Source organism: Micromonospora citrea, assembly GCF_049629545.1.
In the GTDB taxonomy this organism is placed as follows: domain Bacteria; phylum Actinomycetota; class Actinomycetes; order Mycobacteriales; family Micromonosporaceae; genus Micromonospora; species Micromonospora citrea_A.
On the sequence record NZ_JBNADX010000009.1, the window covers coordinates 38775 to 53932 of the forward strand.

The 15158-nt window shown below is 68.2% G+C and carries 14 protein-coding genes and 1 tRNA gene; 6 read left to right on the forward strand and 9 right to left on the reverse strand.

The features are described from left to right. Positions 1 to 50 precede the first annotated feature (50 nt). Positions 51 to 758, reverse strand: a complete 708-nt coding sequence (gene deoD, locus ACPFP2_RS12270; protein WP_424089038.1) for a purine-nucleoside phosphorylase — start codon at positions 756 to 758, stop codon at positions 51 to 53. A gap of 75 nt (positions 759 to 833) precedes the next feature. Between deoD and ACPFP2_RS12275 the strand changes: the two genes are divergently transcribed. Continuing rightward, positions 834 to 920 (forward strand) — tRNA-Ser (locus ACPFP2_RS12275). A 106-nt stretch (positions 921 to 1026) separates the two neighbouring features. On the opposite strand, the gene ACPFP2_RS12280 is transcribed toward ACPFP2_RS12275, so the two are convergent. From ACPFP2_RS12280 to ACPFP2_RS12295, 4 genes are all read right to left on the reverse strand, one after another. Beyond that, entirely contained in the window at positions 1027 to 3609 is a 2583-nt protein-coding gene (locus ACPFP2_RS12280) for a hypothetical protein (protein WP_424089040.1), read from the reverse strand. Positions 3610 to 3701: 92 nt separating this feature from the next. After that, a complete protein-coding gene (locus ACPFP2_RS12285) occupies positions 3702 to 4196 on the reverse strand; it encodes a hypothetical protein (protein ID WP_424089320.1) in 495 nt (164 codons plus the stop codon). A gap of 32 nt (positions 4197 to 4228) precedes the next feature. After that, a complete protein-coding gene (locus ACPFP2_RS12290; protein WP_424089042.1) occupies positions 4229 to 4843 on the reverse strand; it encodes a hypothetical protein in 615 nt (204 codons plus the stop codon). Positions 4844 to 5004: 161 nt separating this feature from the next. Beyond that, positions 5005 to 6780 (reverse strand): cellulose binding domain-containing protein, encoded by a 1776-nt coding sequence (locus ACPFP2_RS12295; RefSeq protein ID WP_424089044.1) that lies wholly within the window; start codon positions 6778 to 6780, stop codon positions 5005 to 5007. Between the two features lie 903 nt (positions 6781 to 7683). Here ACPFP2_RS12295 and ACPFP2_RS12300 point away from each other — a divergent pair. After that, positions 7684 to 8643: a hypothetical protein gene (locus ACPFP2_RS12300; RefSeq protein ID WP_424089045.1), complete on the forward strand. Its 960-nt coding sequence runs from the start codon at positions 7684 to 7686 to the stop codon at positions 8641 to 8643. 1040 nt (positions 8644 to 9683) lie between these two features. On the opposite strand, the gene ACPFP2_RS12305 is transcribed toward ACPFP2_RS12300, so the two are convergent. The 4 genes from ACPFP2_RS12305 to ACPFP2_RS12320 form a co-directional block, all read right to left on the reverse strand. Further along, entirely contained in the window at positions 9684 to 9842 is a 159-nt protein-coding gene (locus ACPFP2_RS12305) for a hypothetical protein (protein WP_424089047.1), read from the reverse strand. Positions 9843 to 10280: 438 nt separating this feature from the next. Further along, positions 10281 to 11231: an NAD-dependent epimerase/dehydratase family protein gene (locus ACPFP2_RS12310; RefSeq protein ID WP_424089049.1), complete on the reverse strand. Its 951-nt coding sequence runs from the start codon at positions 11229 to 11231 to the stop codon at positions 10281 to 10283. Position 11232: 1 nt separating this feature from the next. Next, complete coding sequence (locus ACPFP2_RS12315) at positions 11233 to 12720, reverse strand: helix-turn-helix domain-containing protein (RefSeq protein WP_424089051.1); 1488 nt, start codon at positions 12718 to 12720, stop codon at positions 11233 to 11235. A 74-nt stretch (positions 12721 to 12794) separates the two neighbouring features. Then, on the reverse strand, positions 12795 to 13208 hold the full coding sequence (locus ACPFP2_RS12320; protein ID WP_424089053.1) for a hypothetical protein: 414 nt from the start codon (positions 13206 to 13208) through the stop codon (positions 12795 to 12797). 327 nt (positions 13209 to 13535) lie between these two features. Here ACPFP2_RS12320 and ACPFP2_RS12325 point away from each other — a divergent pair, with 327 nt between their 5' ends. The 4 genes from ACPFP2_RS12325 to ACPFP2_RS12340 are packed head-to-tail and all read left to right on the forward strand — an operon-like array spanning position 13536 to position 15101. Then, entirely contained in the window at positions 13536 to 13781 is a 246-nt protein-coding gene (locus ACPFP2_RS12325; protein WP_424089055.1) for a DUF6284 family protein, read from the forward strand. A 35-nt stretch (positions 13782 to 13816) separates the two neighbouring features. Further along, positions 13817 to 14014 (forward strand): hypothetical protein, encoded by a 198-nt coding sequence (locus tag ACPFP2_RS12330; RefSeq protein ID WP_424089057.1) that lies wholly within the window; start codon positions 13817 to 13819, stop codon positions 14012 to 14014. Further along, a complete protein-coding gene (locus ACPFP2_RS12335) occupies positions 14011 to 14856 on the forward strand; it encodes an ABC transporter permease (protein ID WP_424089059.1) in 846 nt (281 codons plus the stop codon). The genes ACPFP2_RS12330 and ACPFP2_RS12335 overlap by 4 nt, the downstream gene beginning before the upstream one ends. Next, the gene (locus tag ACPFP2_RS12340) at positions 14853 to 15101 is read left to right on the forward strand and encodes a hypothetical protein (RefSeq protein WP_424089061.1); all 249 of its coding nucleotides are present in this window, start codon (positions 14853 to 14855) and stop codon (positions 15099 to 15101) included. The genes ACPFP2_RS12335 and ACPFP2_RS12340 overlap by 4 nt, the downstream gene beginning before the upstream one ends. Positions 15102 to 15158: the final 57 nt, after the last annotated feature.

Here is a 15158-nt window from a genome sequence, read left to right on the forward strand (position 1 = left end):
ACACCGCCCCGCCGTCCGGACGGAACGGCGGGGCGGCGGCGTCGAGGAACTCAGGCGATGGCGGTGTCCAGGGCGATCTCGACCATCTGACCGAAGGTCTGCTCGCGTTCCTGCGACGTGGTCTTCTCGCCGGTCTTGATGTGGTCGCTGACGGTCAGGATGGTCAGCGCCCGCGCCCTGAACCGGGCCGCGATCGTGTACAGCGCCGCGGACTCCATCTCGACGGCCAGCACGCCGTAGTCGGCGAGCGCGTCGTAGAGGTCCGGCCGGTCCGTGTAGAAGGCGTCCGCCGCCAGGATCGGGCCCACGTGCATCTGGATGCCGCGCCGCTCGGCCACCTCGACCGAGGTGCGCAGCAGGCCGAAGTCCGCCACCGGGGCGTAGTCGATCAGCCCGTCGAAGCGCATCCGGTTCATGTTCGAGTCGGTGGACGACCCGATCGCGGCGACCACGTCGCGCAACTGGAGGTCCTCGGTGAGGGCACCGCAGGAGCCGACCCGGATCAGGGTCTTCACGCCGTACTCGTTGATCAGTTCGTGGGCGTAGATCGAGGCGGACGGCATGCCCATGCCGGAGCCCTGGACGGACACCTCGACGCCGTTCCAGCGGCCGGTGAAGCCCAGCATGCCCCGGACCGTCGAGTAGCACGTGGCGTCCTCGAGGTAGGTCTCCGCGATCCACTTGGCCCGCAGCGGGTCGCCCGGCATCAGGACCCGCTCGGCGATCTCTCCCGGCTTCGCGCCGATGTGCGTACTCATGGCAAAGATCCTGCCAGGCCGGCCGGAGGGATACCGGTTCGGCATCCGAACCCGTGGTCCTGTACCCTCGTCGGCGGTGGCGTGTCCGAGTGGCCTAAGGAGCACGCCTCGAAAGCGTGTGAGGGTTTACGCCCTCCGCGGGTTCAAATCCCGCCGCCACCGCTCGTGACAAACGAGAACGCCCGGTCGATCCGTGAGGATCGCACCGGGCGTTCTCGTGTACGGCCTGTGCGGTGGGCCGGCCCCCACGGGACCGGCCCACCGGGTGTCACGAGGTGCCGGCGTCCCGGCGGGTGAGCTGGTACGACGCGGCGGCACCGTCGGTCTGGAGCAGCACCGTGACCGGCCCGGCCGGCAGGTCGCAGGTGACCGTTCCCTGGGCGACGCGGTCCACCGTGCCGCAGCGTGACCAGCCCTGGCTGTCGTACACCTGCAGGCGGGCGCGCCCGGTGCCGGAGGTGCGGGCCCAGGTGACGCTCTCCCGGGCGGCGTGGTCGGCCGGGATCGAGTAGCAGGCCGCGACACGGTCCGCGCCGGTCGTCACGGTGACGCCCGTCGCGTCCCGCGGCAGCACCGGGCAGTCCGGCGTGTCGACCCGGGCGAAGCCCAGCGTGTACGGCAACTGCGTGACCCAGCTTCCGCCGGTGAGCAGCACCGAGTACGGGGCCGGGCCGTCCAGCCGGCAGTTGTACCACCGGTACGAGGACAGGCTGCACACCGGCTCGCCCTCAGCATCGACCACCTCGATGTTCATGGCGAGGTCGGTCGGCAGCAGCGCGGCGAGGCCCGCTCCGGACGGGGTGGGCAGTGCGACGCAGTCGACCTCACCGGAGGTCGTGATGTCGCCCCGGTGTGGCGCGTCCCGCCAGCCGGCGTCGGAGACGGGCGCGCATCCGGTCGGCCGGATCGGCAGCAGCGAGACGCGGTACTCGACGTCGCCGGCCAGCCCACCGTTGACGGGGAACAGCGTGTAGCGGCCCGCCGCCGGGAACTCGCAGCGGACGTCCCCGCAGATCGTGCGGCCGGCGGTGTCCAGGACCCGGGCGTACGCGTGCAGGTTGTCGCCGTGCAGCGCCTTCACCCGGTAGACCCCGGCGGACGGGATCTCCAGGATCTGGCACGGCACCGTGTTCGGCGTGCCGGAGGGGGCCGCGTTGTACGCCCCGGGGCGGACCGTCGGGCAGCCGACCGGGTCGGAGAGCCGGCGGATCGCCATCCGGTACGTCGCCTCGGTGCTCTCGGCGTCCCAGGAGGACAGGTGCGAGATCATCCGGTAGGTGCCGTCGGCCGGCAGCACGCACCCGATCTCGTCGGACGGCTCGGTGCAGATCAGCGCGCCGTTGCGGTCCACCAGCCGGTGCCAGTCCAGGACGTAGGGGGCGATGCGGTCACCGGTCCGACCCTCGAACGGCTGGCAGTTCGTCTGCACCGGCGAGGTCTGGCGCACCGTGAGACCCGGCTGGTCCCAGGCGGCGTAGCCGGTGGTCGGGGCGCAGCCGTCGGTCCGGTCGAGCGGAGTGACCGCCATCCGGTAGTGGTGCGTCCGGTCGCTGTACTGCGGGCCGCCGACCAACAGGGTGTACCGGCCGGCAGCCGGCAGGTCGCAGATGGGGACGCCACTCGACGTGCTCCCCGAGCAGACCTGTACGCCGGTGTGGTCGAGCACCGTCCACCCGAACGTGCTCCCCTCGCCGCTCACCGCGCGCAGGAGAGCCGGCCGGGGGGCGTCGGTGGTGAAGGTGTGGCAGGTCTGGTCGTCCGGCGGGGTCGCGCCGGTGCCGACGGCGTCACCGGGGTCGCCGAACGGCGCCAGCGGCAGGGCCTGGCAGCCCGCCGGATCCGACAGCCGTCGCGCCGTGATGGTGTGGGCGCTCTCCTTGCCGTAGGACTCCCAGGTGAACAGCCGGTACGGCCCCGGCCGGCTGAGCCGGCACTCGATGCCGTTGAAGGAGCTCACGCAGAGCGTCTCGTGCTGCGCGTCCAGGATCTGCCCGCGCAGGTCACCGGGACCCTTCAAGCGGATCAGCGCCAGCGCGTCCAGCGGCTGGTCGAACTGGTGGCACTGCGCGGCCGCGCCGGCGGGCAGCGTCCGGGGGAGTCCGGCCGCGCCGAAGTGGAACAGCTCGGCCGGGAGCGTCCCGCACGCCGACGGGGTGCGCGTCGACTCGACCGCGATGGTGTAGTTGCCGCGTCCGGTCGGGTACGGCAGCTTCACGGTGATCGTGTACGTGCCGGCGGCGCCGAGCTGGCAGCTCTCCGCGTCGACCCCGATCCGGCAGAACTCCTGGCCGGCGGCGTCGGTCAGCCGCGCGCCGACCGAGTCGAGGTCCAGGCTGCTGCTGCGGCCGAGCTGGGTGAGCAGGACGTCCCGGTCGGCGGTCGTGGTGACCGTCCACCGGTGTTCCTGCTGGTCGACGATCGACGCGCAGGTCCCGACCGCGCCGAGGGCCAGCGCCCCGCCGCACGCGGGTCGCCTCGGCGACTGGGTGATCCTGGCCGACCGGTACCGGGTCTGCTCCGTGGTCAGCCCGGCCGCCGTCGAGCCGGACACGGGCGTCGGTGCGGGCGTGCTGGCCCGGCTCGGGGCGGTCGCCGTCGACGTCCGGTCGGTCGTGGTGTCCGTCGCTGGCGCGGACGTGCCGGGCGCGGCGACCGGCGCCGACGTGGCGGGCCGGGCATCCGGCGCCGAGGCACCGGCGACGACGGCCGCCGGTGTCGTACCGCCGGGATCCGGCGCGGACGGTCCGACCAGGAACGCCGGCACGGTCAGCACCGCTGCGGCGAGCAGCGCGATCCGTGGTGTTCCCCGGCGGGTCCGGTCCTCCCGGCAGGCGGGCAGGGTTGTGCTCACCGTCAACTCCCCCGTGACGTCCCGCGCCGACTGCGCGGGGCCAGGCGATGATGCCACGCGAGTTGATCAGCGGCCATCGGCCGGGCGGTCGGTCAGCAGGGGCCGTAGCCCTCGTCGAAGAGGCGGCGGGCCCAGTCGGCGTACCCGGCGATGATCTCGCGTACGGCGGTGCCGTCGTGCAGGAAGAGGTACGCCCGGTCGCCGTCGCGGGCGAGCAGCCCGTCGAACCGGTACGTCCCCTGTGGAGCGTCGAGCGGGACGGCGGACGGATGGCTGACCCGCACCTCGTCGACCGGAGTGCCGACGGTGATCCCCTCCGAGGTGCTCATCGGGTCGTCCAGCCAGAGCAGCACCAGCCGGTCGTCGACGAATATCGGACTGGCCGACTCGTGCCCGGCCAGCGTCGGTCCGCAGGCGTCGACGTCGGCGCGCAGCACCCCGCGCCGGACCAGTTCCTGCTCGGTGTCGCCGAACTCGGCGTCGTCCAGGCCGTGCAGGCCCACCACCTCGGTGGCGCCGATCGGCCGTGCCGGCACGTCGGGCCCTTGTGGACGGACGCCGCTGCCGGAGATCGAGGCAGCCGTCAGCAGCGCCGCAATGAACACGAATTGTCGCAATTTCATGGAATCCCCCAGTCCCCAACGGCACCGAGGCGTCCAGGTTGCTGCTGATCGCCGGATTGCTGCTCTTCCCATTCCTCGGCCAGCTCGTCCCAGTAGTCGGCGGAGAGTCCGCGCCGCCCGTGGGTCAGCCAGCCGGCGGTGTTCCGTTCCAGGTGCAGCCCCAGTTCGGCGAAGGGGTCGATCCATCGGCCGGGCTCCGTGCCCAGCCGGGCCAGCGCCGCGTTGATCGGCCAGTCCGGGCGCGGTGCGGCGAAGCTGTCGTCGTAGCAGGGACCGAAGGTGACCCGCCCGTGCAGCCAGACCGCGGCCGCCTGTCGTCCCAGCCCGCCGGCGAACTCCGCCTCCAGGTACGCCACCGGCCCCTGCCGCGACCAGCGGGCCAGCAGCTCGTCCAACACCGGCGAGAGGACCAGCTCGAACGGCTGCGCGGCGGACGGCTCGCCCGGGGCGAAGTCGGGCAGCCCACCGGTCAGCTCCTGCACCAGCTGCGGCGTCACCGGCAGCAGCGCGAAGTCCTGGCGGAGCGCGGCGAGGACCGCGTGGTCCAGGTCGGCGGTCTGCTCGCGCAGCAGCTCGACGTCCGCGACGACGGCGCTGAGCTGGTAACTCATCGGATCCCTCCGCCGTCCACACCCTGTGGATGGAACATGTGTACGACGGGTGTTCCGCCGTCGATCAGGGCACGGTACCGGGACCGGGCCGCCGGGCGCAGCGTCGTGGCGTACCCGTGAGGGCCGGGCCCGACCGCGACGCCGGCCCTCGCGGCGCGGCGTCACCAGGCGGTCATGTCCGGAAGCTGGTCGATGGAGATCGTCCTCGGGTCGGCCATCGCGGTGCGCCACAGCCCGGCCACGTCCCTGCCGCTGCCGGCCCAGTCCCGCGACGCCCACACCACGAAATACGGCCACGGCGCGTCCGAGGCGGGGTTGAGCGGGCTGAACGTCTCCGCCACGCCGGTGGTCTTGGCGCTGCTGACCGCCTTGGTGGTGGCGAAGTCGCTCCAGCTCTGGAAGTAGTCGGAGGTGACCAGGTCGACGTAGCCGTCACCCGGGTACCAGGAGGCCAGCGAGGTGCCCTGGCCGCTGGCCATGCCGTTGAACACCCAGACGATGTTGTGCGCCCCGGCCAACTGGGCGCGCTGGTAGATCAGCCGCCAGAGCTGCTTGTACGCGTCCTGGCCCTTCTTCGCCCACCACATGTAGTTGTTGTTCGCCTCGTGCAGCGGCCGGAACAGCACCGGCACGCCGGCGTCACCCATCTTCTTGATCTCGCGGACCACCAGGTCGATGTCCTGGTACAGCTTCGAGGACGGGTTGCCCAGGTCGGGCACGAAGTCGCAGGGCGCCGAGTAGTTGCCGCCCCGGGGGCAGTACCAGTGCCACTGGAAGGCGACGATGCCCTTGCGGGTCCGCGCCCAGTCGATCACCTGCTGGGTCTGGACGGTGCCCCGGGTGTACTCCATGAAGTCGAAGGCGACCATCGCCGGGTAGCGGCCGGTCAACTGCTGCACCCTGTCGGCGTCCGGCAGGTCGGTCTGGCCGCTGACGTAGGCGTGCGTCTTCAGGTAGCAGATCAGGTGGCGGACCTTGGAGTCCGCGTCCGGGTCGGCCGGTGTCTGGCCGCAGTCCGGGCCCGGCGGGGTGGGCGGCGCGACCGCGTACACCTCGAACTCGTACAGGGAGTAGCCCCAGCTCGTGCCGCGCGCGGTGCCCGACATCCGGACGTACCGGCCGCTGGCCGAGGTGGGCGCGATGTCGTCGGTGCCGCCGTCTCCCGTCGTGGTGCTGTGCACCGAGGTCCAGGTGGTGCCGTCCGTCGAGGTCTGGATCCGGTACGCCTTGCCGTACGCCGCCTCCCAGCGCAGCCGCACCAGGGCGATCGGGTACGTGGCGCCCAGGTCGACCTGGATCCACTGCGGGTCGGCGTACAGGCTGGACCAACGGGTTCCGCCGTTGCCGTCGACCGCCAGCGCGGCGGTGTGCGGGCTCTCCGTCGAGGAGGCGGTGACCGGTCGGTTCACCGCCAGGTTGCCGGCCGGCGCGGTGGTCGTCGGGGTCGGTTCGGCCGTCGGACTCGGATCGCCCGTCGGTGAGCCGGTCGGCGTCGGCGTCGGTGACTGCGGCGTCGCCGAGCCGCAGGCGATGCCGTTGAGGGTGAAGGCGGCCGGTGCCGGGTTCGACCCGCTGTAGGTCACGTTGAAGCCGAAGCTGACGGAACCACCGTTCGGGATGGCGGCGTTCCAGCTCACGTTGCTCGCGGTGGCGCTCGCGCCGGACTGTGACTTCGTGGCGTTCCAGATGTCGCCGATCGTCTGGTCGCCGGGGAAGGTCCAGCCGACGTTCCAGCCGTCCACTGCCGCGCCGGTGAGGTTGGTGACGGTGACGTTCGTGGTGGCGCCCGAGCCCCAGTCGTTGGTGACCTGGTAAACGACGTCGCAGACGGGAGCGGCGGCCTGCGCGTTCGGCATGGTGACCAGGGCGGGGGCCAGCACGGTGACGGCTGCCGTCGCGCCGGCCAGGGCGGCTCGGGCGCGTACGCGGTGTCTCATGGTGATCTCCTGACGGATCCGGGTGGTGGCGTACGACGCGCGACGACGTCGGGGACGCGGTCGCGTGCCAGCTCTGCCCGGACGAGGTCGACCGGCCGTTTGCCCCCGGCGGCCGACCCAGAGGAGATATCGACGATGGTGCTGATGAACCGGTTAACTTGTCAAGCTCTCGAAGTGTCGCTGGGCCGGAGAATGCCTGCTGGGAGGGTCAGAGTTTGCAGCAAAATCTTCTGAACCGGTATAGAGGTTCAACCTCGACGGGTGAGGATCTTGCGCGTTCGGCGCGGCTCAACGGTGGTCGAGTGGCGCGGGGCGCGACGACGACAGGTAGACCGCGACGATCGGTGCCGCACCGAACGGGGAGCGGGCCCGTGGAGACGACGAAGGGCCGGTCCCCGACGGGGCCGGCCCTTCCGTTCGTGCTGCTCAAGCGAGCGGAGGATACGAGATTCGAACTCGTGAGGGTGTTAACCCAACACGCTTTCCAAGTCTGCCGCCTCACGTTCGCTTGGATCCGTGGCTGTCTTAGGCAGCGACGTCGACGCGGGATGAGACGTCGCCGGATGACCTTGGACGTGGCCGAACGAGACGACAACTGAGACGGCCCCGGTCCTCCCCACTCGACCTAACCCGTAGCGAACTACTCGGCACGTAGCCGGCGAGCCCGCAGCCTGCACCATTGAGCCGCGTCAGCAGTCACGAGTCGCCCGTTTTTGCCGCTTTGGCGATGAAAGGCCCGGGGGTGAGTCCCTCGTCTCGCTCAACCCCAGGGAATAACATGACCGAGTGGAAGAGCGCTCATTCGGCATCGGCTGCATGCAATTCGAGGTCGCAAATAGCGATTTTAGCGAGTGGCAACGAAGGGTGAGGAGGGCCCTAGAGGCAATTCCGAGCGTACGCGATGTGGAGATGGACTTCGCCGGAAGGGAGCTTCCCTTCGTGTCGCGAACCGGCTCGATCTACTTTACGCCGCACCCAGTTGCCGGCATGCTGCGCTTCAGAATTACCATACCTCGGAGAATTCATAAAGAATTGATGCCCTTCGTCACAGGAGAGCACTCTGAAGAGTTCACAGTTTTGGTTTGCTACTGGAACGATTTCCCAGTGACGTATGTGCTCGAAGGAAATGACGTAAAGCTCCCAGATTCCATCGGTGTAGCGATCGTCCGGGAGTTTTTGCAGAAGGAGCTTAAGCGACTTGGAGCGGAAGCTGATGGCGTTAGCCTGTCATGCCTGGGGCCCAGCCCTTTTCACGCCAACTTCCACCTTGCACCATGCGCCGAACCCATCCCTGACAGCTCCGGAATCGCGATCGAGAAGGTCAACAGCAAGTCGACGACCATCCTTATTCGCTACGACGCCAGCCACCTCAAGACATCCGCAGATGCATTCGCGCGATTCAGCGAGCTAACCATTGCGCAGTTCAGCTACTACTATTACCAGGTAGCACTACGGCATCGGCGGCTTGACAGCGCGATCAGGATTTCTAACCTGACCGCAGGGTTAATTGAGATGCATCAGCTTTCGGGCTTCCGGGGTTGGGTCTTGAGGGCGTTCCGGTCGGGCCGCTTGGCGCGCGAAATATCTCTCGCGGCCATCAGCTACGAATTCGAGACAACCACAGAGCAGCAATCGGCAAAACGCACCCTGGACGAACTTTACGATAAATCCAGTATCGCCTTGTTTCGGCCCTGGATTGAATCCGAAATCGAGGAGGACTTTATCGCCGAGCATAAGGCTAGCCGTGAAACCGCTGACCTACTAGAGCCCCGGCGCCTTCGGGAGGCGAACACCCTCCTTGTCCTACTCGTCGCCGTTATCTCCGCCCTCATGGGCGCAACCGCTAAGCTGCTGATTGGTTAGCTCTAGCACCCTATTCCCCTGGTCGGTTCCATGCGAGAGGTGCGGTCTTGTTGGGAAGGCGTAAGCCCTGCAAATGTCCGAGCTGCGACTTTCGTTCCGCTGAGCGACTTCTGCGTTGCCCGCTCTGCGGTGAACGGACGGTTATCGATACCGAGAGGGTGGAGGGACTTCAACTCTCCCTTGCCTTCACCGTCTGGGATTGCGATGAATGCGGAGGCGTTTCTAGGCTGACAGAAGCGGGCACCTGTCTTCATTGTGGCGCGTTTGGCAAAGAGGCCAACGGGGAAGATCAGCGAGTGTCGGAGCGTAGAGCGGCATATGGATCGGATCTTGCGCTACTGCAAGAGAGGATTCAATTATTGCTTGACATGGAGTTCACCTCGAGAGGACGCCGGGCTGAGGTTCGAGAATATTCGCGATGGCTTAATCGCGAGATTTTTGAGCCGTTCTCCAGGTGCACGGCTCGGCTCAACAGGGTTTTCGGTAGCACAGATTGGAACGACATCGGGAGCAGTCAAACGATTGCAGGTTGGACTGAAGTTCAGGAAGTATGTCACGATGCAATAGATCGTGCCATAAGGGGCCACCTGATAGTCCCGCCTATACTCTTGCTTGCAGTCCACAGGCAGAGCATTAGAGCAGTTACGAGGGCGGCCCAAGCGCTCGCCGAGTTTGTTGGATGTTTCGTGGCTCCCGATCCGGATACAGCAATAGTGAGAGCCAAGCAATTCGAGAGATCCATGGCGGCTGCTGGACTGCTTCTGTCCGACGTTGGCAATCTTATCGCGGGTGTAACTCCAGTCGTTGCACGAGGCGCTCCTCTTGCCTCTATCGGTAACGTCGCATCAGGGCCGGTCGTCGAGGTGTTTCCCGAACTCTCCCACGTTGCGCGATCTGACCCCGCGATGCTTCGTCCAGTCGAGAGGCTGCGGCTGATGGCCTGCGTGGGCCAGGACCGCCATCGACGTGGAGAACGATACAGAGAGGCGGCGGCAATTCTCGAAGGCGCTAGTCGGTCAAATCCGGACTGGATCGAGGACTCAGCGCTTTTCGTCGAAAGCTTCTCTGCGGCGTGGAATCAACTCAACCAACAATCGGATCGAATCCTCGGCGAACTCGATCGCACTAGCTCGATAGTTCGCCTTGATGGCGTATTGGACGCGCTTAGTAAGATTGCGGAAGGCCCCTTCCGCAGACATGGAGCCATTCTGGCTGTTGCTAGGAAGGTGGCATCCGGGTCGACGCGGGGTTTAACTTCCGAAACCCTATTTCAGAATCGACGGCTAAGCGGCGTTCACAGGGACCTGGCGAGTGCAGCGCCAGCGATCACCAACAGTGTCGATCGCACGCTTCGCAATGCTGAGGCCCATTACGACTACGAGGTGCGGGCGGACACGGTAAAGATTCGGCATTTGCCGCCGAATGCAAGCTCTCCCGCCGATGCTATCGTGGAAGAGTTATTCCACGATGACGTATTAGAGCAGGCATTGGATATGTTGGAGACAACATGCGCTATGACATTCGCTCTGATGGCCTTCGCATGGCGGCACCATAGTGCTGAGATGCGCGAAAGGTTCCGCGCCTCATGGCTATCTCTCCATCGGATGTAAGCGATCTGGCCGGCGGCTTCGTCTCATTCACTGAGGATTTAGTAGCGGCCAAGCCTCCCACGCGTCCCCAAGAATGTCGCTCAGCTTTGACCGTGCCGGGGTCCAGCCAAGAACGGTGCGCGCGCGACTAATGTCCGCGATCAGGTTCGGAGGCTCAGGCTTGGGTGGCTGGCGGTAAACGACAACCGGGCGGCCGGTGACCTGCTCGGCGGTGGCTACCACGGTGGCCATGCTCGTTCCGACGCCTGAGCCGAGGTTGATGGTCCGACAGACGCCCGGAGTACAGGCGACTAGGGCGAGCCGGACTGCGGTAGCTACATCGGCCACGTGCACGAAGTCGCGCACTGCCGATCCGTCGCCGTTGAGGGTCACATGGTCGAGTTGGCCGGTGATCGCGCGGAAGACGTTCGGGATGATCCGTGCGCGGTCGGTATCGGTGACGCCGTCGACGGCTCCGGCGATGTTGAAGGGCCGGACGGTGATCGCGCCGATTGCTCCGGTTGCCGCGTAGGCCGCGACCATGTGCTCGGCCGCGACCTTCGACGCCGCGTACGGGCTCTCGGGGTGTGGGTCGAGGTCTTCGGACAGTGCGCCGTGGTGCTGCGATCCGTAGACGATGTTGGTGGAGGCGAAGACCAGCGCGGCCGGTGCCGTGGTCGACCGCGCGGCGTCCATGGCCATTAGCAGGTTCAGGGTGCCGGTCGCATTGACGTCGAAGTAGCTCAGCGGATCGGCGAACGAGTCCCGGCCGCTGGTCAGGGCGGCCAGGTGCACGACTCCGCCGTACCCGCCCTCCTGGACAATCTCGGCAACCCGAGCGCGGTCCCGGATGTCTCCCGTCACCAGCTCGACACCCGGGGGCGGGTTGCGGTCACCGCGGCCCCGGCTCATGACAGTGACCCGGTGGCCGGTGGCGAGCAGTTCACGTCCGACGGCGCGGCCAAGGAAGCCCAGACCACCGGTTACCAGTACGTGCACGTCAACCTCTCCCCAGGATGGTGCGGCGGTGCTCCCACGCGAGCTGGATGCACCCGGCCGCCGCCGGGGCCAGGCGCCCGCCGGCGGTCAGCTCCTCAATGGTGTGGCGAGTGAACGGCAGCGCCGACGTGGGCCGAACCCGCCCGGTCTTCACCACGGTCCCCTCAGCGTTGGCGCTGACCATGTTGGCGAACAGACGGTCATAGGTGGGGCCGTCGAACACGGCGACCGTCAGGATCTCGCCCCACAGGGTTAGCGCGTCAAGCGCGACGCCGAGGCAGAAGACCCGCACCCCGCCGGTCGCATACGCGCGGTCGAAGGATGCCAGCGGCTCGGCGCTGTAGTCCGCCGGCTCACCTTCGCCGCCGTGCTCGGCGCTGCCGAGGAATTCCTCGCTGTACTCGCGCATCATGTTGCGCCACAGGTTGAAGTCGGCCACCTGGGCGGCAGGCAGGACGCTCGACGGTTGGAAGACCCCCGCCGGCATGATGTGCAGCATTCCCCCGGCCACGGCCACGTTGCCGGCCGCGCGGTTGTGCAGCACGAAGGAGACTCCGTCGTCGTCGACCCGCAGAGTGAGCGTGTCGGTTGACGGTGCCGTCGGCCGCCGGCTGGGCGTGAACGGGTCGCCGACAACCCGCCGAAAGTTCAAGTTCCGCCAGGACGCCGGCAGGATGCCGCTCCCGTCGCCAGCAACGTGGTACATCGCCATTTCGTGTGCGAGCGCTTCCGAGACGTCGACGCCACCGAAGTACGTACCGGTGGTGAAGGTGAGCGCCCTATCGGGCTGGCTCCAGTCGACTCCGGCGAGGTGCCACGCGAGTCGGTTCTCAAAGAGTCGAGGCTGTTCGACGTCCCGCAGGGCGAGGCTGTAGCGCTGATGCCGCCGCCCGTCCGCCGCCAACGGCCGCACGCCGGCCGACGCGTCCTCGGTTCCGGTGACAAGGGGCGCGGTTCCCTCCGGTGCGAGTCCGATGCCGAACTGTGTCAGCTCGACGGGAGTCGACGGCAGCCATTCCGGCGGCGCGATCAGTCCGCTGTTGCCTACTCGCTGCTCCGCGTCGTACAGGCGCGCTGCCTCCCGCGCGAGCTGCACCCGGTGGGCATTCAGCTTCCGCCGGACCGCCCGCCATTCGTCCTGGCTTTCCTCCGCGTGCGGGTGAGACTCAAGATCCTGGTAGATCGCGAAACCTCCGGAATCGCTCTCGGGGCTGTCTCGTTGCTGCGGCGTGACGCGCTGCCGAGTAAGGCCGAGATCCTGCACGGATACGCCGAAGTGCTCGGCAAGGAGCTGCCGGTATAGCGCCGAGGGAAACGTAATTCCCCGCTCCCATCTGCTCACCTGGTTGGCGGTAACGGCCAACCTCTTGCCGCGTCCCGCCCCGAGGCGGTTCAGTCCGTCCGCCACGTCCTGTTGAGTCTCGCCGGCAGCATCGCGGAGGTTGTAGAGCGCGAGATTTGGGTTGGCATCTCTGGCGCGAGCAGGCACAACGGCCCTCCCTCTACTGGCGTAGGCATCGACCCATGCACACCCGTGCCTAGTCGATGCCTAGTGGACGGCGCTTACCCGGCTGGTGAACGGCGTTCGGATGCGCGTGCGGAACTGGTGTCCTTGTCGCCATGACCGACATCGACCGCGATCCGCTCTACGGCATCCGCGAGCCGCCGCACCTCGGCGTGAAGCTGATCCAGCCGTGCGAGCACCAGCGAGGAACTGTCTGCCCGCCCGGCACTCCCGCCACCGCTCGGCGGCGTAGCCCCGGTCAGCACGGCACGGAGGTAGTCGTCCGGCCAGCTGAGAGCCTGAGAGATCGCGGCGAGCGTACGGGCCGAACGCTTGCGAGTCGCCGTCGCGTATTGCAGCTCGCGCAGGGTGGCCACTGAGACCTTGGACCGCTCGGCCAACTCCTGCTGAGTCATCGGCAACTCGGCCATCCGGCTGTTGATGGCGCTGGCTACAGCCTGCCAATCCTCCACCCGACGCCTCCCCTGTCTGACTGCCCGATCCGCTGATCCTAGTCCCTCCCCTCGTTGACATCGCACAACATCAGCGCTAATTTTAGCGCTGAAATCAGCTATGCCGCCGGTTGGCTACCGAGGAAGGCAGCGCCTCACGGCGCTGCGCGCCCACGAGCCGCCGTGCACTCGTTCCTTCAGAACTTCATCGGGCCGCATCTCCCACCGAAAAGGTGCCGCGCACGGCTCTGGTCACCGTGCAGCTCGTCACCCAACCTGGCGCGTCGGCGCGGGCCGTCTCTGGCTCGCACCGTCGCTGCTCCCCATCGACCTGTCCCGGAGGTTCCCGTGAGGAAGCACCTCGCACCCGTCACCGCCGAGCCGGCCGCCGAAGACCTGGCCGCCATCGAGGCGGAGTGGCCGCTGATCGCGGCCGAACTGGACCTGCTCGACGCCGAAATCACCCTGCTCTACGCCGAGGACCACGGCGGCCCGACCGCCCTGGACTGGCGACGCCTGCGCCGGGCCGAGGCCCGCGTCACCCGCGCAGCCACCGACCTGGCCGCCCACCCGACCCCGCACCGCGCGGCCTGACCCACGCGGGCCGTACCTGCCAAGGAGGTGGCCGCATGGCCCGCCGCTACCCGATCTCCCGACCCGCCGACGACTCCCGTTTCACGTTCGGCCTGGCGCTGGACGTGGCCCGCGTGCTCGCCGAGCACGGCTACCCGCCGATGGCCGAGTCCTACGACGGTTGCGGCGCTGACCTGCTGGCGCTGCAAGACGCCCTCTTCGGCCTGGCTGACACCTCGGAGGTTTCGTCGTGACTGCCCCCACCATCAACGGCACGAAATACCCGCAGCCGGTTGAGGCGCTGTTGCCGCCGGCCCGCAAGCTCACCCGCGAGTTGGGCGAGCTGCCCAGCCGGAACCGGCTGATGCGCGAGTACCACATCGGCGCACCGAAGGCGGACGAGTTGCTGTCGCGGCTGCGCGACGAGCGCGACCGGCAGGCCCGCGTCGACGGCCTGCACGCCGCCATGGCCGTACGCGGCAGCCTTGCCGAGCGGGTCGAGCTGTTCCCCGTCGACACCGACGAGCCCGCCACGGACCCGGCCACCCCGCCGGCCGTATCCGAGTCCGTCCCGCCGGCCGCCGAGCCGGTGGAGATCACCCCGCCAGAGCCGGCCGGGCAGGTCACGCCGGTCGGACACCCGGACACGCCCACCCCGCCCGTGTCGGCCCGTCCAGCGGTGGTGTGGCCGGTGGTGCTGCTGGCGTTGCCGGCGTTCGTGGCGATCTGGTCCGGGTGGGTCGGTCTCGGCGGACTCACCGGATTCGGCATCGTGCACCCGCTGCCCGGTATCGCCGACGGGTTCAGCCTCAACACCGCCATCACCCTCCCGATCGGTGTGGAGACGTACGGCGCGTACGCGCTCTACGTGTGGCTGTCCGGCCGCGTACCGGAGCGCGCTCGCAGGTTCGCCAAGTGGTCCGCCCTCGGTTCCCTCGCTGTGGGCGCGCTGGGCCAGGTCGCCTACCACCTGCTCGCCGCCGCCGGGGTCACCTCGGCCCCGTGGTGGATCACCACCGCCGTGGCGTGCCTGCCGGTGGCGGTGCTCGGCATGGGCGCCGCCCTGGCCCACCTCGTGCGGGAGAGCGGCCGATGAGCGCGCAGTGGTGGTCGTGGGCGCTGACCCTGATCGGCCTGACCGGGTGGTGGTTGACCGGCCGCCGGCTGTGGCAGGGCTGGGCCGTCAGCCTCGCCGTGCAACTGCTCTGGCTGGCCTACGCCCTGGCCACCCGACAGTACGGATTCATCCTCGCCGCCCTCGCCTACGGGGCGATGGCGGCGCTGAACCTGCGCCGCTGGCGCGCAGACGCCCGCACCACCACCGACGGGACGCAGGCATGAACCCGCTCACCCCGATCACCACCACCACCTACTGACAACCGGAAGGACATCACCGCC